This is a genomic window from Enterobacter cloacae complex sp. 385G4 (assembly GCF_057320665.1).
The window spans coordinates 46,060-67,612 of sequence record NZ_JBXWDD010000007.1 but is presented as its reverse complement, the minus strand read 5'-3'; the positions used below and the strand labels follow the sequence as shown (position 1 = coordinate 67,612).

The window sequence follows — 21,553 nt, the reverse complement described above, 5'->3', positions numbered from 1 at the left end:
GGTAATTATGTCCGTACTCGATCTAAACGCCCTTAATGACCTGCCAAAAGTCGAACGCATTCTGGCCCTGGCAGAAACTAACGCTCACCTTGAAAAGCTGGACGCCGAAGGGCGCGTGGCGTGGGCGCTGGAAAACCTGCCGGGAGAGTATGTGCTCTCGTCGAGCTTTGGTATTCAGGCGGCTGTGAGCCTGCATCTGGTGAATCAGATCCGTCCGGACATACCGGTGATCCTCACCGATACCGGCTACCTGTTCCCGGAAACCTACCAGTTTATCGACGAGCTGACGGACAAGCTCAGGCTGAACCTTAAAGTCTACCGCGCAACGGAAAGCGCGGCCTGGCAGGAGGCGCGCTACGGCAAGCTGTGGGAGCAGGGCGTTGAGGGCATTGAAAAATACAATGAGATCAACAAAGTTGAGCCGATGAACCGGGCGCTGAAAGAGCTGAATGCCCAAACGTGGTTTGCCGGCCTGCGCCGCGAGCAGTCCGGGAGCCGCGCAACCTTACCGGTACTGGCAGTACAGCGCGGCGTGTTCAAAGTGCTGCCGATTATCGACTGGGATAACCGCACGGTGTATCAGTATCTGCAAAAACACGGGCTCAAGTACCATCCGCTATGGGACCAGGGCTACCTGTCCGTGGGCGACACCCACACCACGCGCAAATGGGAGCCGGGAATGGCGGAAGAAGAGACGCGATTCTTCGGGCTGAAGCGCGAGTGCGGGCTGCACGAAGGGTGATCCTTTATCCTCCCTCTCCCTGTGGGAGAGGGTTGGGGTGAGGGCATCAGGCCCCGCTATACTTAAAAACATCAGGCTTTGCCCGCTTTCGCCAGCTCCTTCACCAGCGGCAGCATCACTTTCACCACGTCCCGGCTGCGGTGCTCAATCCGCTGCGGCAGCGTTTTATCAATGTGCTGCTGATTATCCAGCCGCACGTCATGCCAGCTGGTCCCGTCCGGGAACGCTTTCGATTTAGCGCGCTGCTGATAGCCATCCTTTTTGCCCAGCGCCCAGTTCGTCGCCTCGACGTACAGCACCGGAATGCCTGCTTTATCAAACACTTCCCCGTCGTTACAACAGCCAGTGCCTTTTGGATAATCCGGGTTACCGCCTGGGTTTGTTGCGGCATAGACGCCATGCGTACGGGCAAGCGCCAGCGCACGGTCGCGGGTGAGTTTACGCACGCTGCTCGGCGTGCTCTGTCCACTATTAAAATAGAGCTTATCGCCCACGATCAGGTTATCGAGGTTAATCACCAGCAGCGTATTTTTCTTCTCCTCAGCGCTCATCCGTTTAAGGAGATTCTCAGCGCCGAGTTTTCCTTCTTCTTCGCCGCTGGTCGCCACAAAGCGAATACCGTATTTCGTCGGAATATTTTTAAGGCGTTCAGCCAGTTCAAGCATCACACCGAGACCCGCTGCGTTATCGTCCATGCCCTGCAGCGTCAGTCCCCCGAGGTTATTATCAATATCGGCGTCGCTCATTGGCGCATAGGTATCCAGGTGCGCCATGATAATAATCTGCTCAGCCGCTTTCCCCTCATGCGCCGCAATCACCGTGCTGCCGGTCACGTTATGCCAGTTTTGCGTTTTATTGCGTGAGGTATAGATGTAGCGGCTGTGAAACGAGCGTATGTCACTCTGGTAGCCCATCTGTGCAAACTGCTGGCGAATATAGTCGGCGGAGAGCATCTCCGCGGGTGAACCGGTCATGCGGCCAGGGAAAACCGTCGCAATATGTCGCGCCTGCTGAGTCGCGATTTCACCATAAGGTTGATTTTTTGCCTGAGCCGGAAGGATAAAGCAAACGCCGAGCGCCAGGGCAGCAATACGGTGGCGCGTTGCGGAAAACATAGTGAGTCCTTAAAAACAGAGCAAAATAATAACGTGCATAGTATGAAACTGTGATCGTCCATACACAATTTGAATTGCTCTTAAATGCCCGAAATTTCGCGTGTTAAGCATTTTTTGGTATTTGCTTTTTCACGGCGTTATTCCATTGAGTAACTACTCATTCCAATTCGTAATTTCATTCGATCTAAGCCGCCCCCTATAGTCCCTCTATTCCTCGTTGTTAGTGAGTTGTTGCCTGTGGACTATCTGCCCCTTTTTGCCGCCTTAAAAGACCGACCGGTACTGGTTGTCGGCACGGGAGAAATTGCCGATCGCAAAATCGCGTTTTTGCAGCGCGCAGGGGCACAGGTGCGGGTTGTTGAAGAGGCGGATTTCGACGAGTCACAGATCGACAGCGTGGTGCTGGTGATTGCGGCGACTGAAAATCGGGAACTTAACCGGCGGGTCTCCGACGCGGCCCAGGCCCGTTACCGTCTGGTGAACGTGGTGGACGACCAGCCTTTATGCTCGTTTATCTTCCCGTCGATCGTTGACCGCTCGCCGCTGCTGGTGGCGATCTCCTCCGGCGGCACCGCGCCGGTGCTGGCGCGCGTGCTGCGGGAAAAGATCGAAGCGCTGCTGCCGACCAGCCTCGGGCGCATGGCGGAGAAAGCCAGCTACTGGCGCAACCATTTAAAAAACCGCCTGACCAGCGTGACGGAACGCCGTCGCTTCTGGGAGCGCGTATTTCGCGGCCGCTTTGCCAGCCTGATGCAGGCGGGCAATGAGACGGCGGCGCAGAAAATTCTCGAAGACGAACTGGATAACCCCGGCAGTACGGGCGGGGAAATTATTCTGGTGGGAGCCGGGCCGGGGGATGCCGGTTTGCTGACGCTGCGCGGCCTGCAGGTTCTGCAGGATGCGGACGTAGTGTTCTACGACCACCTGGTCACCGACGGCGTGCGCGAGCTGATCCGTCGCGATGCGGAGCAAATCTGCGTCGGCAAACGGGCGGGGGAACACTCCGTGCCGCAGCACGATACCAACCAAATGCTGATTGACGCCGCGAAAGCGGGCAAAACCGTGGTGCGCCTGAAAGGGGGCGACCCGTTCATTTTCGGTCGCGGCGGTGAAGAACTGCAGGCGGCAGCCGAAGCGGGCGTACCGTTCCAGGTGGTGCCCGGCATCACGGCGGCCTCTGCGGTGACGGCCTACGCCGGGATCCCGCTCACCCATCGCGATTATGCCCAGAGCGTCACCTTTGTGACCGGGCACTACAAGGCCGACAGCACGCCGTTCGACTGGTCGCACCTCGCCCAGAGCCGACAAACGCTGGCGATATACATGGGCACGATGAAGGCTGCGGACATCAGCGAACAGCTTATTCAGCACGGTCGCGAGGCGACGACGCCCGTTGCCGTCATTTCTCGCGGTACGCGCGTCGATCAGCATGTTGCTATCGGCACATTACAAGACCTTGCAACCCTGGCGAAAGACGCCCCGATGCCTGCCCTGATCGTGGTGGGAGAGGTGGTGCAGCTGCACAGCACCCTCGCCTGGTTCCAACACACAACCGATACAGAAGGCTTTGGTTCTTCTGTTGTAAATTTGGCTTAAGGAACGGTTATGGACCAAAAACGACTTACTCACCTGCGGCAGCTCGAAGCGGAAAGTATCCATATTATCCGCGAAGTGGCCGCCGAGTTCTCTAACCCGGTGATGATGTACTCCATCGGTAAAGATTCCAGCGTCATGCTGCACCTGGCGCGTAAAGCGTTTTATCCGGGCACGCTGCCGTTCCCGCTGCTGCACGTGGATACCGGCTGGAAATTCCGCGAAATGTACGAATTCCGCGACCGTACCGCCAAAGCCTACGGCTGCGAGCTGCTGGTGCACAAAAATCCGGAAGGGGTGGCGATGGGCATTAACCCGTTCGTCCACGGCAGCGCCAAGCATACCGACATCATGAAAACCGAAGGGCTGAAGCAGGCGCTGAACAAGTACGGTTTTGACGCGGCCTTCGGCGGCGCGCGGCGTGACGAAGAAAAATCCCGCGCCAAAGAGCGAATCTACTCCTTCCGCGACCGCTTCCATCGCTGGGACCCAAAAAACCAGCGCCCTGAGCTGTGGCACAACTACAACGGTCAGATCAACAAAGGCGAAAGCATTCGCGTTTTCCCGCTCTCCAACTGGACCGAGCTGGATATCTGGCAGTACATCTACCTGGAAAACATCGAAATCGTTCCGCTGTACCTGGCCGCCGAGCGCCCGGTGCTGGAGCGCGACGGCATGCTGATGATGATCGACGACGATCGTATCGACCTGCAGCCGGGTGAAGTGATCAAAAAACAGATGGTCCGTTTCCGTACCCTCGGCTGCTGGCCGCTGACCGGCGCGGTGGAATCGAACGCGCAGACGCTGCCGGAGATCATCGAAGAGATGCTGGTGTCCACCACCAGCGAGCGACAGGGGCGCGTGATTGACCGCGACCAGGCAGGCTCCATGGAGCTGAAGAAACGTCAGGGTTATTTCTAAGGAGCCGCCATGAACACCACTATTGCTCAACAAATTGCCAACGAAGGCGGCGTGGAAGCGTATCTGCACGCCCAACAACACAAAAGCCTGCTGCGCTTTCTGACCTGCGGCAGCGTGGATGACGGGAAAAGTACCCTGATTGGCCGCCTGCTGCACGACACGCGCCAGATTTATGAAGATCAGCTCTCTTCCCTGCATAACGACAGCAAGCGTCACGGCACCCAGGGCGAAAAACTCGACCTGGCCCTGCTGGTGGACGGCCTGCAGGCGGAGCGCGAGCAGGGCATTACCATCGATGTGGCCTACCGTTACTTCTCTACCGAGAAGCGCAAATTTATTATTGCAGACACCCCGGGGCACGAGCAGTACACCCGTAACATGGCGACCGGGGCGTCTACCTGCGACCTGGCGATCCTGCTGATGGACGCGCGTAAAGGCGTGCTGGATCAGACCCGTCGTCACAGCTTTATCTCGACGCTGCTGGGGATCAAACACCTGGTGGTGGCGGTCAACAAGATGGATCTGGTGAACTTCAGCGAAGAAAAATTCGAGGAGATCCGCCAGAGCTACCTGACCTTTGCCGAACAGCTGCCGGGCAACCTGGATATTCGCTTTGTGCCGCTCTCGGCGCTGGAAGGGGATAACGTCGCCTCCCAGAGCGCGAACATGCCGTGGTACAGCGGCCCGACGCTGCTGGAAGTGCTCGAAACCGTTGAAATTCAGCGCGTGGTCGACACTCAGCCAATGCGCTTCCCGGTGCAGTACGTGAACCGTCCAAACCTCGATTTCCGCGGCTTCTCCGGCACTATTGCTTCCGGTTCCGTGAAGGTGGGGCAGCGCGTGAAGGTGCTGCCATCCGGCGTGGAGTCAGCAATCGCTCGCATCGTGACGTTCGACGGCGACCTGCAGGAAGCCGGGGCAGGGGAAGCGGTCACGCTGGTGCTGAAAGACGAAATTGATATCAGCCGCGGTGACCTGCTGGTCGACGCGCAGGAGACGCTGGCGGCGGTGCAGGGCGCGTCCGTGGACGTGGTGTGGATGGCCGAACAGCCGCTGACCGCAGGCCAGAGCTACGACATCAAAATTGCGGGCAAGAAAACCCGCGCCCGCGTGGACGGCATTCAGTTCCAGGTGGACATCAACAACCTGACCCACCGTGATGTGAGCGAACTGCCGCTGAATGGTATTGGCCTGGTGGATCTGACCTTCGACGAGCCGCTGGTGCTGGATCCGTATCAGCAGAACCCGGTGACGGGCGGGCTGATCTTTATTGACCGCCTGACCAACGTTACCGTCGGCGCGGGCATGGTGCGCGAGCCTAACGCGCAGGCGAGCGTGACCTCTGAGTTCAGCGCCTTCGAGCTGGAGCTGAACGCGCTGGTGCGTAAGCACTTCCCGCACTGGGGCGCCCGCGATCTGCTGGGAGGCAAGTAATGGCCGCCCATGATGAGAACGTCGTCTGGCATCCTCATCCGGTCACCGTCGCCCAGCGCGAACAGCTTCATGGCCACCGTGGGGTGGTGCTGTGGTTTACCGGGCTGTCTGGCTCCGGTAAATCCACGGTGGCGGGCGCGCTGGAAGAGGCGCTGCATCAGCAGGGAGTAAGTACCTACCTGCTGGATGGCGACAACGTGCGTCACGGCCTGTGCAGCGATTTGGGGTTCAGCGACGACGACCGCAAAGAGAACATTCGCCGGGTAGGTGAAGTCGCCAGCCTGATGGCTGACGCCGGGCTGGTGGTGCTGACGGCGTTTATCTCGCCGCACCGCGCCGAGCGCCAGATGGTGCGCGAGCGCGTGGGTCAGGATCGCTTTATCGAAGTGTTTGTCGATACGCCGCTGGAGATCTGCGAAGCGCGCGATCCGAAAGGGCTGTACAAAAAAGCGCGTGCCGGCGAGCTGCGAAACTTCACCGGAATTGACTCGGTTTACGAAGCGCCTGAATCGCCTGAGATTCACCTTGAAGGTCAACAATTGGTAACAAATTTAGTAAGCCAATTATTAGACCTGCTCAGACGGGACGATATTATCAGATCCTGAGGCGGTATCGTTCGGGAGCTGTCTTCCCGAACGATGAGTCACGGTCACAGGATTAGCTATGCGCAACAGTGAAAACTACATTATCACCACCGGGTCGGAACCGTTAACCACCGACAATGAGACGACCTGGTCCTTCCCTGGGGCGATAGTCGGCTTTGCGTCGTGGTTACTGGCGCTGGGTATCCCGTTTTTGATCTACGGTGGTAACACCCTTTTCTTCTTTCTCTACACCTGGCCCTTCTTCCTGGCGCTGATGCCCGTTGCGGTCGTTGTCGGGGTTGCGCTGCACTCCCTTTTCAACGGCAAGCTCCTGTACAGTACGGTTATCACGATTGCCACCGTTGTCGTCATCTTTGGCCTGCTGTTTTTATGGCTGATGGGCTAACTTGCGACATAATTAAAACCCCGCAGTAGAGTCGAACGGAAAGTTATGGGATGATGATGCCGTTTTTTCAGGGGGCAGGATGGGTAAACTAACGCTGCTGTTGCTGGCTTTGCTGGTCTGGCTGCAATATTCGTTGTGGTTCGGTAAGAACGGGCTGCACGACTACAGCCGGGTGAGCGATGACGTCGCGGCTCAGCAGGCAACAAATGCCAAACTTAAGGCGCGTAACGATCAACTCTTTGCTGAAATTGATGACCTCAATGGCGGCCAGGAGGCGATTGAGGAGCGCGCACGCAATGAACTCAGTATGACTAAGCCGGGCGAAACCTTTTATCGTCTGGTTCCGGATGCGTCTAAACGCAATCAGGGCTCAGCACAAAACAATCGATAATCAGGCCCAGGATTACGACATGGCAGCAACTTTTTCGGACGTATGTGCCGTGGTGCCGGCCGCAGGTTTTGGCCGGCGCATGCAGACAGAATGTCCCAAGCAGTACCTCTCAATTGGCGATAAAACGATCCTTGAGCACGCCGTGGCGGCGCTGCTGGCGCACCCGCGGGTGACGCACGTGGTCATCGCCATCAGTCCCGGCGATGCCCGCTTTGCGCAGCTGCCGCTGGCAAACCACCCACAGATTACCGTAGTTGATGGCGGCGCCGAGCGCGCCGATTCCGTTCTGGCGGGCATTCAGGCTGCCGGAAGCGCCCAGTGGGTGCTGGTCCATGACGCGGCACGTCCGTGCCTGCATCAGGACGACCTGGCACGCCTGCTGGCGCTGAGCGAAACCAGTAAAGTGGGCGGCATTCTGGCCGCGCCGGTGCGCGACACCATGAAGCGTGCCGAGCCGGGCAAGCGTGCCATCGCCCACACCGTTGAGCGCGTCGACTTATGGCACGCGCTGACGCCGCAATTTTTCCCCCGCGAACTGCTCCACGACTGCTTAACGCGTGCCCTTAATGAAGGCGCGACCATCACGGACGAAGCCTCCGCGCTGGAGTATTGCGGTTTTCACCCCACGCTTGTTGAAGGGCGCGCTGATAATATAAAAGTGACGCGCCCGGAAGATTTACAGCTCGCGGAATTTTATCTTACCCGTTCGACCCATCAGGAGAAGGCATAATGCGAATTGGACACGGTTTTGATGTACACGCCTTTGGCGGAGAAGGCCCAATTATCATTGGCGGCGTACGTATTCCTTACGAAAAAGGGCTGCTGGCGCATTCTGATGGCGACGTGGCGCTGCATGCGCTGACCGACGCGCTACTCGGCGCTGCCGCGCTGGGTGATATCGGCAAGCTGTTCCCGGACACCGACCCGGCCTTTAAAGGGGCGGACAGCCGCGAATTGCTGCGCGAAGCGTGGCGCCGTATTCAGGCGAAAGGTTACACCCTCGGCAACGTCGACGTGACGATTATTGCCCAGGCCCCGAAAATGCTGCCGCACATTCCGCAGATGCGCGTATTTATCGCTGAAGATCTGGGCTGCCATATGGACGACGTCAACGTCAAAGCCACCACCACGGAGAAGCTGGGCTTTACAGGTCGTGGCGAAGGGATTGCCTGTGAAGCCGTGGCGCTGCTGGTGAAGGCGGCAAAATGACGGACTTCGATAACCTGACATACCTGCACGGTAAGCCGCAGGGGAACGGGGTGCTGAAAGCCAGCCCGGAAGATTTCCTCGTGGTTGAGGATCTGGGCTTTGAACCCGATGGCGAAGGCGAACATATCCTGGTGCGTATTCTGAAAAACGGCTGCAACACCCGCTTTGTGGCCGACGCGCTGGCAAAATTCCTCAAAATTCACGCCCGGGAAGTGAGCTTTGCCGGGCAGAAAGATAAACACGCCGTCACCGAGCAGTGGCTCTGCGCCCGCGTGCCCGGCAATGCGATGCCTGATTTAAGCAAATTTGAGCTTGAAGGCTGTAAGGTGCTGGAGTACGCCCGCCACAAGCGCAAGCTGCGCCTGGGGGCGTTGAAAGGCAACGCGTTTACGCTGGTGTTGCGCGAAGTGACCGATCGAGAAGACGTTGAAAAACGTCTCAACGCCATTAATGAACGCGGTGTTCCGAACTACTTTGGCGCGCAGCGCTTTGGCATTGGCGGCAGCAACCTCCAGGGAGCGCTGCGCTGGGCGCAAAGCGATGCGCCGGTGCGCGACAGGAATAAACGCAGTTTTTGGTTGTCGGCGGCCCGCAGCGCGTTGTTTAATCAGATTGTGAGCGAAAGGCTGAAAAAACCGGACGCGAATCAAGTTGTTGTTGGCGATGCGCTACAATTAGCGGGACGCGGAAGCTGGTTTGTGGCAACGGCCGAAGAAATGGCCGATGTGCAGTCGCGCGTGGATGCCAAAGCGCTGATGATTACCGCAGCTTTGCCGGGCTCAGGCGACTGGGGCACCCAGGGAGACGCGTTGAGCGCTGAGCAGTCCGCCGTGGCGGATGCGCCGGAATTACAATCCTTGCTGGTGCGGGAAAAAGTCGAAGCAGCGCGCCGCGCGATGCTGCTCTATCCGCAGCAGTTAAGCTGGAACTGGTGGGATGACGTGACCGTCGAGTTACGCTTCTGGCTGCCGGCAGGTAGCTTTGCCACCAGTGTTGTCAGGGAACTAATCAACACCTCGGGTGATTATGCGAATATTGCTGAGTAACGATGACGGGATCCACGCGCCGGGCATTCAGACCCTGGCGAAGCACCTCCGTGAATTTGCGGATGTGCAGGTCGTGGCCCCCGATCGTAACCGCAGTGGAGCGTCTAACTCACTGACGCTGGAGTCGTCGCTTCGCACCTTTACCTTTGAAAATGGCGATATTGCCGTGCAGATGGGCACGCCGACGGACTGCGTGTTTCTGGGCGTGAACGCGCTGATGCGCCCGCGTCCGGATATCGTCGTCTCCGGCATTAACGCCGGGCCGAACCTCGGCGATGACGTGATTTACTCCGGAACGGTAGCGGCGGCAATGGAAGGGCGCCATCTGGGGTTCCCGGCGCTGGCGGTCTCGTTAAACGGCCACACGCACTACGATACCGCCGCCGCGGTGACCTGCTCGATCCTGCGGGCGCTAGGCCGCGAGCCGCTGCGTACCGGGCGCATTCTCAACATCAACGTGCCGGATCTTCCTCTCAATGAAATTAAGGGCATTCGCGTTACGCGCTGCGGAAGCCGGCATCCGGCCGATCAGGTGATCCCGCAGCAGGATCCTCGCGGCAACACGCTTTACTGGATCGGGCCTCCTGGCGATAAGTGCGATGCGGGTCCGGACACCGACTTTGCCGCCGTGGATGATGGCTATGTCTCGGTCACTCCGCTGCACGTAGATTTAACCGCGTATAGCGCGCATGATGTGGTGTCGGGCTGGCTGGATCGCGCAGGAGTAAACGCGCAATGGTAAGCAAACGTGTACAAACTCTTCTGGAACAACTTCGCGCACAGGGGATCCGCGACGAGCACGTGCTTGAAGCGCTCGCTCAGGTCCCGCGTGAGAAATTTGTAGACGAGGCGTTTGAACACAAAGCGTGGGAAAACGTAGCGCTGCCCATCGGGCAAGGCCAGACGATTTCGCAGCCTTATATGGTGGCGCGGATGACGGAGCTGCTGGAGCTCACGCCCGACTCACGCGTGCTGGAGATTGGCACCGGGTCGGGGTATCAGACCGCCATCCTGGCGCATCTGGTACACCATGTCTGTTCCGTAGAGCGGATCAAAGGTTTGCAATGGCAGGCGCGTCGTCGCCTGAAACAACTTGATTTACATAATGTTTCGACACGACACGGTGATGGATGGCAGGGTTGGCAGGCTCGCGCCCCGTTTGACGCTATCATCGTGACGGCGGCTCCGCCTGAAATTCCCGCTGCGCTCTTGTCGCAGCTGGATGAGGGGGGCATTCTTGTTCTGCCCGTCGGGGACGAGCAGCAGCTATTAAAGCGCGTTCGACGGCGCGGCGGCGAGTATATTATCGACACCGTGGAAGCCGTGCGCTTTGTGCCTCTGGTAAAGGGGGAGTTGGCCTGAGACTCGGATTTATCCAGGGTTATTAAGGCAAATTCAGCGTATGGTGTGGCGCGAAAGATTCGTGTCATCATAAATTTTAAGTCACTGGTAGTTAACACATTCCTGGGGGATAAATGAGCGCGGGAAGCCCTAAATTCACCATCAGCCGTGTTGCGGCATTATCACTGGTTTCGCTCTGGCTGGCAGGCTGTACAAGTTCCAACAACGCGCCTGCGCCCGTCAGTTCCGTCGGGGGAAACAGCGGCTCCGGTAACACGTCCAGCGGAATGTTGATCACGCCTCCGCCTAAAATGGGTACTGCTGCGCCGCAGCAAACACCACAAATTCAGCCTGTGCAACATCCTGTTACACAGCCAACGCAGATTCAGCCAGTTGAACAGCCTGTTCAGACCCAAAATGGCCGCATAGTCTATAACCGCCAGTATGGGAACATTCCGAAAGGCAGCTATACCGGCGGCAGCACCTATACCGTGAAGCGCGGCGATACGCTGTTCTACATTGCCTGGATCACCGGGAACGATTTCCGTGACCTCGCGCAGCGCAATAACGTCCAGGCCCCGTATGCTCTGGAAGTTGGCCAAACGCTCCAGGTGGGCAACGCAACGGGTACGCCACTGACGCCTGGCAATACGGTTTCAGCGGCCGATGTGACGGCTCAAAATAACAGCGTTAAGCCTGCACAAAAATCCACCACGGTGGTTGCTTCACAACCTGTAATTACGTATTCTGAGGATTCAGGTGATCAGACTGCTAACAAAATGTTGCCGAATAATAAAGGGACTGCGACTGTTGTCACAGCACCGACCACGGCACCTGTGGTTAGCTCTACTGAACCGACTGCAAGCAGTCAGAATGCCAGTTCGTCCATCACCGCATGGCGCTGGCCAACCGACGGCAAGATTATCGAGAACTTCGCAACCTCTGAGGGTGGGAACAAAGGGATCGATATCGCAGGCAGTAAAGGACAGGCTATCATCGCGACCGCAGACGGACGCGTTGTGTATGCCGGTAACGCGCTGCGCGGTTACGGTAATCTGATTATCATCAAACATAACGATGATTACCTGAGTGCCTACGCCCATAACGACACAATGCTGGTCCGGGAACAACAAGAAGTTAAGGCGGGGCAAAAAATCGCTACCATGGGTAGCACCGGAACCAGTTCTACACGCTTGCATTTTGAAATTCGTTACAAGGGGAAATCCGTAAACCCGCTGCAGTACTTGCCGCAGCGATAAATTGACGGGGCATGCCAGCCAGGGTGTCTCGTTCAGGGATCACGGGTAGGAGCCACCTTATGAGTCAGAATACGCTGAAAGTTCATGATTTAAATGAAGACGCGGAATTTGATGAGAACGGAGCAGAGGCTTTTGACGAAAAAGCCTTAGTAGAAGAGGAACCCAGTGATAACGATTTGGCTGAAGAAGAGCTGTTATCGCAGGGCGCCACACAGCGTGTACTGGACGCGACTCAGCTTTACCTTGGGGAGATTGGTTACTCCCCACTGCTAACGGCCGAAGAAGAAGTCTATTTCGCACGTCGTGCTTTGCGTGGTGATGTTGCCTCGCGTCGTCGCATGATCGAAAGTAACCTGCGACTGGTCGTGAAAATTGCCCGCCGTTACGGCAATCGTGGTCTGGCTCTGCTGGATCTGATTGAAGAGGGCAACTTAGGTCTCATCCGCGCAGTTGAGAAGTTTGACCCGGAACGCGGGTTCCGTTTCTCAACCTACGCGACCTGGTGGATTCGTCAGACCATCGAACGGGCTATTATGAACCAGACCCGTACGATCCGACTGCCGATCCACATCGTCAAAGAGTTGAACGTCTATCTGCGTACCGCGCGCGAGTTGTCCCATAAACTGGACCATGAGCCAAGCGCAGAAGAAATTGCCGAACAACTCGACAAACCGGTTGATGACGTAAGCCGTATGCTGCGTCTCAACGAGCGCATTACCTCGGTTGACACCCCGCTGGGTGGCGACTCCGAAAAAGCGCTGCTGGACATCCTGGCCGATGAAAAAGACAACGGCCCGGAAGACACCACGCAGGACGATGACATGAAGCAGAGCATCGTCAAATGGCTGTTCGAACTGAACGCCAAACAGCGTGAAGTGCTGGCACGTCGTTTCGGTTTACTGGGGTATGAAGCTGCGACACTGGAAGACGTCGGCCGCGAAATTGGCCTGACCCGTGAACGTGTTCGTCAGATTCAGGTAGAAGGTCTGCGCCGCCTGCGTGAAATCCTGCAGGGGCAAGGTCTGAATATCGAAGCGCTGTTCCGCGAATAAGCATCCTTTCGTCAAAAAAGGCCCGTCGTGAGACGGGCCTTTTTCTTTTGTGCTACGGCTGGGCCGTTTCGTGCAGCAGACGCCATGTAATCCCGTCGCCTTCCTGATTAAGCACCGCGGTTGACCAGCGCACGTTGACGGGCAGGTCCGGCCGGGTTTGCGTCTCCCGGTAGTGCAGTACCGCGCCACGATCCCAGCGCTCGATCGTGGATAATTCGTCAATGACGATCTTCAGTCCGGGGCGGCTTCCTCGCTGACTGTGCAGAAAGTCCACAAGGCCGTGATAGTCGATATGAACGCCACCCGGTGGGATCATCAGAAAATCTGGCCGGAAACGGGCGAGCAGGGCGTCGGAGTCGCCTTCGCCTTTGCCTAACCAGTTTTCAAGCGCAATGTGGAGGTCGATAATGTCGTGTTCAAAAGGCGTCATGAATTCTCCTGTCGCAGCTGGGCGAGCACCTGCGTATTGTTAAGTCGGAAAACGTACAGTACAGGCAATAGGGTCATGCCTGCGGCAAAAAGAAACATTCCGTGCCAGGCGGCGAGTGGCGCCAGATAACTCTGCGCCAGACTCAGCACCTCAGCCAGCAGCAGGGCACCGGCAAAAAAGCTCAACTGACGATTGAGATTCCACAGCGCGCTGGCATCCGGCATCTCTTCCCTGCGCGTTGTCAGAAAAGCGCTGCTCTGAGCGGTACTGCTGCACAGGCTGCCCCCCGCGCCCATCAGGGTAAACGCAACGACAGGAAGCAGCGTAGCCGAGCTGACGTTAAGCAAAAGCAGAATGCCCGTCGCCTGCAGCAGGCAGCCGATAACAATCAGCGGCTGTGGGCCGATACGGTTAAAATAGCGTCCCGTCGCCGTGATGGCGATAAACGATGCCACGGACCACGGCAACATGAGCATACCCGTTGCGGCTGGACTCATGTTCGCCTCGTGCTGAAGATAAAACATGCCCGTAACGTTCACCCCGATAAATACGCCAGGAACGCATACATAGACAAGCATGGCAAAACGCAAAAGCGGGTCCCCGAGCAACCGCAGGTTGAGCAGCCTGGCCGCTTTCATCGCGGGTATTTCATGTTTAAGCCACAGGCAGGCCAACACAAAGGTCACGATGGCCACCGGAAGCGTCGCGAAAAATATCCACCGCCAGCTTAGCATCTGCACCAGCAGGCCCCCGATAGCGGGGGAGCAGGCAGGAGCAAGCAGCGCGACCAGCATGACCGCCGAGGAGAGTCTGGCTCGCTCGTGAGGCTGAAACAGTTGCCAGGTCAGTGCCTGTCCGACAGGGATCAGTAAGCCACCGCCCACGCCCTGCAGCACGCGCCAGGCGATCAGACTTTCCAGCGTTGCAGACAAGCCTGCCGCAGCAGAAGCCGCGCTGAACAGAAAAAGCGAGATCAGGATGACCCGCTTTGGTCCGAAGCGGCGCGTGAGCATGCTGCTGAACGGGATCGCCAGCGTCAGGCCGGCAATGTACCCGTTACTGATCCAGGCAAGCGCTGAAGGCGTGGCGTTAAGAGCTTGCGCCATCGCCGGAAAAGCGACGCTGGCAATAAACATGTTGATCAAATCAAGAAAAAAGCCCAGCAGATAGACAGCGGCGACTTTGCTGCGATACGTCATGGTGGATCCTCCCGTGAGGTGGCGTATCGTATCGACCCCGGAAGCACGGATAAACCTGACAAAGCGCGATATACTGTCAAAAAAATTTTGACGGTAAAAGGCGTAATGATGATTAACCTACAGCGGACGCAGATGTTTGTTGCGGTGGCCGATACCGGCAGTTTTACTGCCGCAGCCGATGCGCTGGGTCTGACAAAAGCCGTGGTCAGCTTCAATATTCGCCAGCTCGAAGCCGAGCTGGGGGTGACGCTGCTGCTGCGCTCCACCCGCCGCCTGACGTTAACCGAGGCGGGAGCGCTTTTTCATCAGCGCAGCGTGGCGCTTCTGAAGGACGCAGAACGGCTGCAGGATGATGTTCGCGCGAATCATGCAGGACTCACGGGGGAATTGCGGATCACCACCACGCCTGAGTATGGTTCGCGGGTCGTGGTACCGTTGCTGGCAAGGTTTAGCCAGCTGCACCCGGAGCTTCGCGTGCGTCATGTTTCGTCTTCACTCCATGCCGACCTGATCTCAGAGCGCTTTGACGTGGCTATTCGGTTGGGAACGCTTACCGACTCGCGCTACCACGCCGCATTGATTTCACATTTTTCCATCCTGCCCGTCGCGACGCCTGAATGGCGGATGAATCATCCAGTTGAATCGCTTGCGCAGCTGGCGCAAGCCGACTGGATTATTCACGAGCGCTTAGCGTCGCCGCTGCGCTGGCAGGTGAAAGATGCCAGCGGTGCGTCTGAAATGCTTGAGATAAAAAAAGCGCCACGCCTGTTTGCCGACAGCGCGCAGGCGCTTATGGCTTTTGCGCTTGCGGGAAGTGGCGTGGCGTTACTGCCGGAATGGCTGGTGCGCGATGCGCTTGATGCGGGAAAACTGGTCCCGGTTTTACCGGAATATACCTTCGCGCGGCAGGGCATTCACGCGGTTTATCCGGATGCCCGGCACGTGCCTGCGAAAGTGCGCACCTTTATTGATTTTATGCGCGCCAGCGTGAATTAATCGTGCATCATCTTTTTGATGAGCGCAGAGAACTGCTCCCGTTCGGCCTTATTAAGACGCCCTAAAAACGCCTCATCCACCTCGTTGCCGACCGGCTGGCAGTCTGCAAGCAGGGCTTCGCCTTCCGGCGTCAGGAAGACAAACCGGCGGCGCTTATCTGCGGGATCGTGCTCGCGTTTGACCAGCCCGCGCGCCTCCATTCGGCTGAGCATCTCCGCCAGCGTCGCCTTCGTGCTGACCGCCACTTCGGTCAATGCCACCTGCTCAATGCCCGGGTGCTCGGCAATGGAGCGCATAACCGCATACTGCGGCTTGGTCAGTTCCGGCAGGGCATGTTGCCACTTAGCGGTATGCTGTTGAAAAAGCTGACGTAACAGGTGGAACGCCTCTTGTCTTAGTTCCATGAACACTCCGACAGAAAAAATCACCCCCTATGATAGCCGCTAAAGCCCGGGATGATAACGCGGGATTTTTTAGCAATTAGTGTGATCGTGTACGAACGATCTTGTCAGTAGAGCGATCCGGGAGTAGTTTATTTATAAATGTTCGTACACGAACAAATTGATTGAGGTGATGAATGAGATTGATCGTGGGAATGACAGGAGCAACGGGGGCTCCGCTCGGCGTGGCGCTGTTGCTGGCGCTGAAGGAAATGCCGGAGGTAGAGACCCATCTGGTCATGTCGAAGTGGGCAAAAACAACCATTGAGCTGGAAACGCCTTACAGCGTGCAGGACGTTGCTGCGCTGGCTGACGTTGTTCACAGCCCGGCTGACCAGGCCGCCACTATCTCCTCCGGCTCGTTTCGCACCGACGGCATGATCGTCATTCCCTGCAGCATGAAAACGCTGGCGGGGATCCGCGCGGGCTACGCCGAAGGGCTGGTGGGCCGTGCGGCAGATGTGGTGCTGAAAGAGGGGCGCAAGCTGGTGCTCGTTCCCCGCGAAACGCCGCTCAGCACCATTCATCTGGAGAACATGCTGGCGCTTTCCCGCATGGGCGTGGCGATGGTGCCGCCCATGCCTGCGTATTACAACCACCCGCAAACCGCCGATGACATCACCCAGCATATCGTCACTCGTGTGCTCGACCAGTTTGGTCTGGAGCACAAAAAGGCGCGCCGATGGAACGGGTTGCGGGAGGCGAAACATTTTTCACAGGAGAACAAAGATGGCATTTGATGATTTGAGAAGCTTCCTGCAGGCGCTCGATGAGCAAGGGCAACTGCTGAAAATTGAGGAAGAGGTGAATGCGGAGCCGGATCTGGCGGCGGCAGCCAACGCCACAGGCCGTATTGGCGACGGCGCGCCCGCGCTGTGGTTCGACAATATTCGTGGCTTTACCGATGCCCGCGTGGTGATGAACACCATCGGCTCGTGGCAAAACCACGCCATATCGATGGGGCTGCCAGCGAATACCCCGGTAAAAAAACAGATCGACGAGTTTATTCGCCGCTGGGATAAATTCCCCGTTACGCCGGAGCGCCGCGCTAACCCGGCCTGGGCGCAAAATACGGTCGACGGTGAAGACATTAACCTGTTCGATATCCTGCCGCTGTTTCGCCTGAACGACGGTGACGGCGGTTTTTATCTCGATAAAGCGTGCGTTGTCTCGCGCGATCCGCTCGACCCGGATCATTTCGGCAAGCAGAACGTCGGGATCTACCGCATGGAGGTCAAGGGCAAGCGCAAGCTCGGCCTGCAGCCGGTACCGATGCACGATATCGCCTTCCATCTGCACAAAGCGGAAGAGCACGGACAAGATCTGCCGATCGCGATTACTCTCGGCAACGACCCGATCATCACCCTGATGGGCGCCACGCCGCTGAAATACGATCAGTCTGAGTATGAAATGGCCGGCGCGCTGCGCGAAAGCCCGTACCCGATTGCCACCGCGCCGCTGACCGGCTTCGACGTGCCGTGGGGGTCTGAAGTGATCCTGGAAGGGGTGATTGAAGGCCGCAAACGTGAAATCGAAGGGCCGTTCGGCGAGTTTACCGGACACTATTCCGGTGGCCGTAATATGACGGTGGTCCGTATCGACAAAGTTTCTTACCGCACCAAACCGATCTTCGAATCCCTTTACCTCGGCATGCCGTGGACCGAGATTGACTATCTGATGGGACCTGCCACCTGCGTGCCGCTTTACCAGCAGCTGAAGGCAGAATTCCCGGAAGTGCAGGCGGTGAACGCGATGTACACCCACGGTCTGCTGGCAATTATCTCCACCAAAAAACGCTACGGTGGTTTTGCCCGCGCGGTCGGTTTACGCGCCATGACCACGCCGCACGGTCTGGGCTACGTGAAGATGGTGATTATGGTGGATGAGGATGTCGATCCGTTCAACCTCCCGCAGGTGATGTGGGCGCTCTCATCGAAGGTCAATCCGGCAGGGGATCTGGTGCAGCTGCCGAACATGTCAGTGCTTGAACTCGACCCTGGCTCCAGCCCGGCGGGCATTACCGACAAACTGATTATTGATGCCACCACGCCTGTTGCACCGGACACCCGTGGCCACTACAGCCAGCCGGTACAGGATCTGCCTGAAACTAAAGCCTGGGCTGAAAAACTGACCGCGATGCTGGCAGCACGCCAATAAGGAGGAAAAGATGATTTGTCCACGTTGTGCCGATGAGCATATTGAAGTGATGGCGACGTCACCGGTGAAAGGGGTTTGGACCGTTTATCAGTGCCAGCATTGTCTTTATACCTGGCGCGATACCGAACCGCTGCGTCGTACCAGCCGCGAGCATTACCCGGAAGCGTTCCGCATGACGCAGAAGGATATTGATGAAGCACCGCAGGTGCCGACGATCCCGCCGCTGTTGTAATAATAGGCCCGGTGGCGCTGCGCTTACCGGGCCTACGGGTTTTGTAGGTCGGGTAAGGCGAAGCCGCCACCCGACAAAACAGACCGCAGAAAACTAAACCAGACTCTTCAACCGATAAATCCACTCCAGCGCCTGACGCGGCGTCAGTGAATCCGGGTCGAGGTTCTCCAGCGCTTCCACCGCAGGCGACGTTTCTTCCGGTGGCGCCAACAGCGACATCTGGGTGCCATCAATCTGCGTCGCCGCCGCATTCGGCGAGAGGCTTTCCAGCTCACGCAGCTTCTGGCGAGCGCGCTTGATCACCTCTTTTGGTACACCTGCCAGCGCCGCAACGGCCAGGCCATAGCTCTTGCTCGCCGCGCCATCCTGCACCGTGTGCATAAAGGCAATGGTATCGCCGTGCTCCAGCGCATCAAGATGAACGTTAGCCACGCCTTCCATTTTCTCCGGCAGCTGCGTCAGCTCGAAGTAGTGGGTGGCGAACAGCGTCATGGCCTTGATTTTATTCGCGAGGCTTTCAGCACAGGCCCAGGCCAGTGACAGGCCGTCATAGGTTGAGGTTCCGCGTCCCACTTCGTCCATCAGCACCAGGCTGTGCTCCGTTGCGTTATGCAGAATATTAGCCGTTTCGGTCATCTCGACCATGAAGGTTGAGCGACCGCTCGCCAGATCGTCCGCTGCCCCAACGCGGGTGAAGATACGATCGATGGGGCCAATCTCCACTTTTTGCGCCGGGACGTAGCTGCCGATATAGGCGAGCAAAGCAATCAGCGCCGTCTGGCGCATATAGGTACTCTTACCGCCCATGTTCGGGCCGGTAATGATCAGCATTCTTCTCTGCGGCGAGAGGCTCAGCGGGTTGGCGATGAACGGTTCGTTCAGCACCTGCTCAACGACCGGGTGACGGCCTTCCGTAATGCGAATGCCGGGCTTGTCGGTAAAGGTCGGGCAGGTATAGTTTAGCGTTTCAGCCCGTTCTGCCAGGTTCACCAGCACGTCCAGCTCCGCCAGCGCGCTGGCGCTGAGCTGCAGGTCAGCAAGGTGCGGCATCAGCATGTCGAACAGCTCGTCATACAGCTGTTTTTCCAGCGCCAGGGCTTTACCTTTCGAGGTGAGTACTTTGTCCTCGTACTCTTTCAGCTCGGGAATGATGTAACGCTCGGCGTTTTTCAAGGTCTGACGACGTACGTAGTGAATCGGCGCCAGATGGCTCTGCCCGCGGCTGATCTGAATGTAGTAACCGTGTACCGCGTTATATCCCACTTTCAGCGTGTCGAGCCCAAGACGCTCGCGTTCGCGAATTTCCAGCTTATCGAGATAGTCCGTCGCGCCGTCGGCCAGCGCGCGCCATTCGTCCAGCTCTTCGTTGTAGCCTGGAGCAATCACGCCGCCATCGCGCACCAGAACCGGAGGTGCATCGATAATGGCGCGCTCCAGCAGTTCGCGAAGTTCAGTGAATTCGCCCATCGTTTCGCGGAGTTTCTGTACCGGCGCGCTGTCAACGTCACTCAGCTGCGCACGCAGTTCCGGCAGCTGCTGGAAAGCATGACGCATCCGCGCGAGGTCACGCGGGCGCGCGGTGCGCAATGCCAGACGGGCCAGGATACGCTCCAGATCGCCCACCTGACGCAGGACCGGCTGCAGCTCGGTATAGCGATCCTGCAACGCAGCAATCGTCTGCTGGCGGCAAACCAGCGTATCGGTATCGCGAATCGGCATATGCAGCCATCGTTTCAGCATGCGACTGCCCATCGGCGTAACGGTACTGTCGAGGACGGAAGCCAGGGTGTTTTCGACGCCACCCGCCAGATTCTGAGTTATCTCCAGGTTACGGCGCGTGGCGGCATCCATGATGATGCTGTCCTGCTGGCGCTCCATGGTGATAGAGCGGATATGCGGCAGGGCGGTGCGCTGGGTGTCTTTCACGTACTGCAGCAGGCAACCAGCGGCACACAGCCCGCGTGGAGCATTTTCCACGCCAAAGCCAATCAGATCGCGGGTACCGAACTGAAGGTTCAGCTGCTGGCGCGCGGTATCAATTTCGAATTCCCACAGCGGGCGACGGCGCAATCCGCGACGGCCTTCAATCAGCGCCATTTCGGCGAAGTCTTCGGCGTAGAGCAATTCTGCCGGGTTGGTGCGCTGCAGTTCGGCAGCCATCGTTTCGCGGTCAGCCGGCTCACTCAGGCGAAAACGCCCGGAGCTGATGTCCAGCGTGGCGTAGCCAAACCCTTTGCCGTCCTGCCACAGCGCCGCCAGCAGGTTATCCTGGCGCTCCTGAAGCAGGGCTTCATCACTGATGGTGCCTGGCGTGACGATGCGTACGACTTTGCGCTCAACCGGGCCTTTCGAGGTTGCCGGATCGCCGATTTGTTCGCAGATGGCAACGGACTCACCCTGATTCACCAGCTTGGCCAAATAGTTTTCAACCGCGTGGTGCGGGATACCGGCCATCGGAATGGGCTCGCCTGCGGATGCGCCACGTTTGGTTAGCGAGATGTCGAGCAACTGCGACGCACGTTTAGCATCGTCATAAAACAGCTCGTAAAAATCGCCCATGCGGTAAAACAGCAGGATTTCCGGATGCTGTGCCTTCAGCTTCAGGTACTGCTGCATCATCGGCGTATGTGCGTCGAAATTGTCGATTGTGCTCATGGAGTTATGATGTCCATTTCTTTGAAAATAAACCGTTTTGAGCGGCTCAGTGGCCGTTTGTTCGTTCTATTGTCGCATGAAAAAAAGGTACGGCGCAGAAAAATGTGGCGGCTTTACGAGGCGCCTTCAGACATTAACTCTATGACGATTTTTCCATGCTCAACGCCCACCCTGACCTGGGAGTTGGTGGTAAAGCCCGCCTTTTCAAGCCAGTCTCCTTTTAAGCTCAGCGCCGCATGCACGCTGTATCGCTTTGGTATCTTCGTTTTTCGATCCTCGTGACGTTTTCTGAAATATCCCACTTTTAAATGGCGGTAGGGTTTGCCGATCGCGATCTCTTTCATAGGGTCT

24 protein-coding genes are annotated in these 21,553 nt (G+C 57.6%); 18 read left to right on the top strand and 6 right to left on the bottom strand.

The window, feature by feature from the left end; translation table 11 throughout:
• Positions 1-7 precede the first annotated feature (7 nt).
• Complete coding sequence (gene cysH, locus AC2FAJ_RS17345) at positions 8-742, top strand: phosphoadenosine phosphosulfate reductase (protein WP_008499616.1); 735 nt, start codon at positions 8-10, stop codon at positions 740-742.
• A 71-nt stretch (positions 743-813) separates the two neighbouring features.
• Here the strand turns inward: cysH and AC2FAJ_RS17340 are convergent, their stop codons facing one another.
• Positions 814-1,857, bottom strand: coding sequence for an aminopeptidase (locus AC2FAJ_RS17340; protein ID WP_041908427.1), 1,044 nt, complete (start codon positions 1,855-1,857; stop codon positions 814-816).
• A 246-nt stretch (positions 1,858-2,103) separates the two neighbouring features.
• On the opposite strand from AC2FAJ_RS17340, the gene cysG reads away from it, so the two are divergent.
• The 13 genes from cysG (at position 2,104) to rpoS (ending at position 13,093) form a co-directional block, all read left to right on the top strand.
• A complete protein-coding gene (cysG, locus tag AC2FAJ_RS17335; RefSeq protein WP_162196524.1) occupies positions 2,104-3,453 on the top strand; it encodes a siroheme synthase CysG in 1,350 nt (449 codons plus the stop codon).
• Positions 3,454-3,462: 9 nt separating this feature from the next.
• Complete coding sequence (gene cysD, locus AC2FAJ_RS17330) at positions 3,463-4,371, top strand: sulfate adenylyltransferase subunit CysD (RefSeq protein WP_008499613.1); 909 nt, start codon at positions 3,463-3,465, stop codon at positions 4,369-4,371.
• A 9-nt stretch (positions 4,372-4,380) separates the two neighbouring features.
• Positions 4,381-5,805: a sulfate adenylyltransferase subunit CysN gene (cysN, locus tag AC2FAJ_RS17325; protein ID WP_028014243.1), complete on the top strand. Its 1,425-nt coding sequence runs from the start codon at positions 4,381-4,383 to the stop codon at positions 5,803-5,805.
• A complete protein-coding gene (gene cysC / locus AC2FAJ_RS17320; RefSeq protein ID WP_028014242.1) occupies positions 5,805-6,410 on the top strand; it encodes an adenylyl-sulfate kinase in 606 nt (201 codons plus the stop codon). The genes cysN and cysC overlap by 1 nt, the downstream gene beginning before the upstream one ends.
• A 58-nt stretch (positions 6,411-6,468) precedes the next feature.
• Positions 6,469-6,795, top strand: a complete 327-nt coding sequence (locus AC2FAJ_RS17315; RefSeq protein ID WP_028014241.1) for a DUF3561 family protein — start codon at positions 6,469-6,471, stop codon at positions 6,793-6,795.
• 79 nt (positions 6,796-6,874) lie between these two features.
• On the top strand, positions 6,875-7,186 hold the full coding sequence (gene ftsB, locus AC2FAJ_RS17310) for a cell division protein FtsB (protein WP_003862095.1): 312 nt from the start codon (positions 6,875-6,877) through the stop codon (positions 7,184-7,186).
• A 19-nt stretch (positions 7,187-7,205) separates the two neighbouring features.
• Positions 7,206-7,916, top strand: a complete 711-nt coding sequence (gene ispD, locus AC2FAJ_RS17305; protein ID WP_028014240.1) for a 2-C-methyl-D-erythritol 4-phosphate cytidylyltransferase — start codon at positions 7,206-7,208, stop codon at positions 7,914-7,916.
• The gene (gene ispF, locus AC2FAJ_RS17300) at positions 7,916-8,395 is read left to right on the top strand and encodes a 2-C-methyl-D-erythritol 2,4-cyclodiphosphate synthase (protein ID WP_006811766.1); all 480 of its coding nucleotides are present in this window, start codon (positions 7,916-7,918) and stop codon (positions 8,393-8,395) included. Before ispD ends, ispF begins: the two co-directional genes overlap by 1 nt.
• The gene (gene truD, locus AC2FAJ_RS17295) at positions 8,392-9,441 is read left to right on the top strand and encodes a tRNA pseudouridine(13) synthase TruD (RefSeq protein WP_048956588.1); all 1,050 of its coding nucleotides are present in this window, start codon (positions 8,392-8,394) and stop codon (positions 9,439-9,441) included. The genes ispF and truD overlap by 4 nt, the downstream gene beginning before the upstream one ends.
• Positions 9,422-10,183, top strand: a complete 762-nt coding sequence (gene surE / locus AC2FAJ_RS17290) for a 5'/3'-nucleotidase SurE (RefSeq protein WP_041908434.1) — start codon at positions 9,422-9,424, stop codon at positions 10,181-10,183. Before truD ends, surE begins: the two co-directional genes overlap by 20 nt.
• The gene (locus AC2FAJ_RS17285; protein ID WP_028014237.1) at positions 10,177-10,803 is read left to right on the top strand and encodes a protein-L-isoaspartate(D-aspartate) O-methyltransferase; all 627 of its coding nucleotides are present in this window, start codon (positions 10,177-10,179) and stop codon (positions 10,801-10,803) included. The genes surE and AC2FAJ_RS17285 overlap by 7 nt, the downstream gene beginning before the upstream one ends.
• 113 nt (positions 10,804-10,916) lie before the next feature.
• Positions 10,917-12,041: a murein hydrolase activator NlpD gene (gene nlpD / locus AC2FAJ_RS17280; RefSeq protein WP_041908436.1), complete on the top strand. Its 1,125-nt coding sequence runs from the start codon at positions 10,917-10,919 to the stop codon at positions 12,039-12,041.
• 59 nt (positions 12,042-12,100) lie between these two features.
• A complete protein-coding gene (rpoS, locus tag AC2FAJ_RS17275; protein WP_013098493.1) occupies positions 12,101-13,093 on the top strand; it encodes an RNA polymerase sigma factor RpoS in 993 nt (330 codons plus the stop codon).
• A 52-nt stretch (positions 13,094-13,145) separates the two neighbouring features.
• Here the strand turns inward: rpoS and AC2FAJ_RS17270 are convergent, their stop codons facing one another.
• Both AC2FAJ_RS17270 and AC2FAJ_RS17265 read right to left on the bottom strand, forming a co-directional pair.
• Positions 13,146-13,523: a DUF4440 domain-containing protein gene (locus tag AC2FAJ_RS17270; protein WP_028014235.1), complete on the bottom strand. Its 378-nt coding sequence runs from the start codon at positions 13,521-13,523 to the stop codon at positions 13,146-13,148.
• Complete coding sequence (locus AC2FAJ_RS17265; RefSeq protein WP_485454352.1) at positions 13,520-14,722, bottom strand: MFS transporter; 1,203 nt, start codon at positions 14,720-14,722, stop codon at positions 13,520-13,522. The genes AC2FAJ_RS17270 and AC2FAJ_RS17265 overlap by 4 nt, the downstream gene beginning before the upstream one ends.
• Positions 14,723-14,830: 108 nt before the next feature.
• Between AC2FAJ_RS17265 and AC2FAJ_RS17260 the strand changes: the two genes are divergently transcribed.
• Positions 14,831-15,718, top strand: coding sequence for a LysR family transcriptional regulator (locus tag AC2FAJ_RS17260; RefSeq protein WP_059358076.1), 888 nt, complete (start codon positions 14,831-14,833; stop codon positions 15,716-15,718).
• Here AC2FAJ_RS17260 and AC2FAJ_RS17255 read toward each other — a convergent pair.
• Positions 15,715-16,122 carry a MarR family winged helix-turn-helix transcriptional regulator gene (locus AC2FAJ_RS17255; protein WP_045629941.1) on the bottom strand — a complete coding sequence of 136 codons (408 nt, stop codon included), beginning with the start codon at positions 16,120-16,122 and terminating at the stop codon, positions 15,715-15,717. The two genes, AC2FAJ_RS17260 and AC2FAJ_RS17255, sit on opposite strands and share 4 nt — an antisense overlap.
• 173 nt (positions 16,123-16,295) lie before the next feature.
• Between AC2FAJ_RS17255 and AC2FAJ_RS17250 the strand changes: the two genes are divergently transcribed.
• From AC2FAJ_RS17250 to AC2FAJ_RS17240, 3 genes are read left to right on the top strand one after another with little or no spacing between them, the layout of a single operon-like run.
• A complete protein-coding gene (locus AC2FAJ_RS17250) occupies positions 16,296-16,898 on the top strand; it encodes a non-oxidative hydroxyarylic acid decarboxylases subunit B (protein ID WP_045629940.1) in 603 nt (200 codons plus the stop codon).
• Positions 16,888-18,315, top strand: coding sequence for a non-oxidative hydroxyarylic acid decarboxylases subunit C (locus AC2FAJ_RS17245; protein WP_485454351.1), 1,428 nt, complete (start codon positions 16,888-16,890; stop codon positions 18,313-18,315). The genes AC2FAJ_RS17250 and AC2FAJ_RS17245 overlap by 11 nt, the downstream gene beginning before the upstream one ends.
• Positions 18,316-18,325: 10 nt before the next feature.
• Positions 18,326-18,547 carry a non-oxidative hydroxyarylic acid decarboxylases subunit D gene (locus AC2FAJ_RS17240; protein ID WP_003862116.1) on the top strand — a complete coding sequence of 74 codons (222 nt, stop codon included), beginning with the start codon at positions 18,326-18,328 and terminating at the stop codon, positions 18,545-18,547.
• Between the two features lie 93 nt (positions 18,548-18,640).
• Here AC2FAJ_RS17240 and mutS read toward each other — a convergent pair whose 3' ends face one another.
• Positions 18,641-21,202 carry a DNA mismatch repair protein MutS gene (gene mutS / locus AC2FAJ_RS17235; protein WP_041908448.1) on the bottom strand — a complete coding sequence of 854 codons (2,562 nt, stop codon included), beginning with the start codon at positions 21,200-21,202 and terminating at the stop codon, positions 18,641-18,643.
• Positions 21,203-21,315: 113 nt separating this feature from the next.
• Positions 21,316-21,546: a SymE family type I addiction module toxin gene (locus AC2FAJ_RS17230; RefSeq protein ID WP_041908449.1), complete on the bottom strand. Its 231-nt coding sequence runs from the start codon at positions 21,544-21,546 to the stop codon at positions 21,316-21,318.
• Positions 21,547-21,553 lie beyond the last annotated feature (7 nt).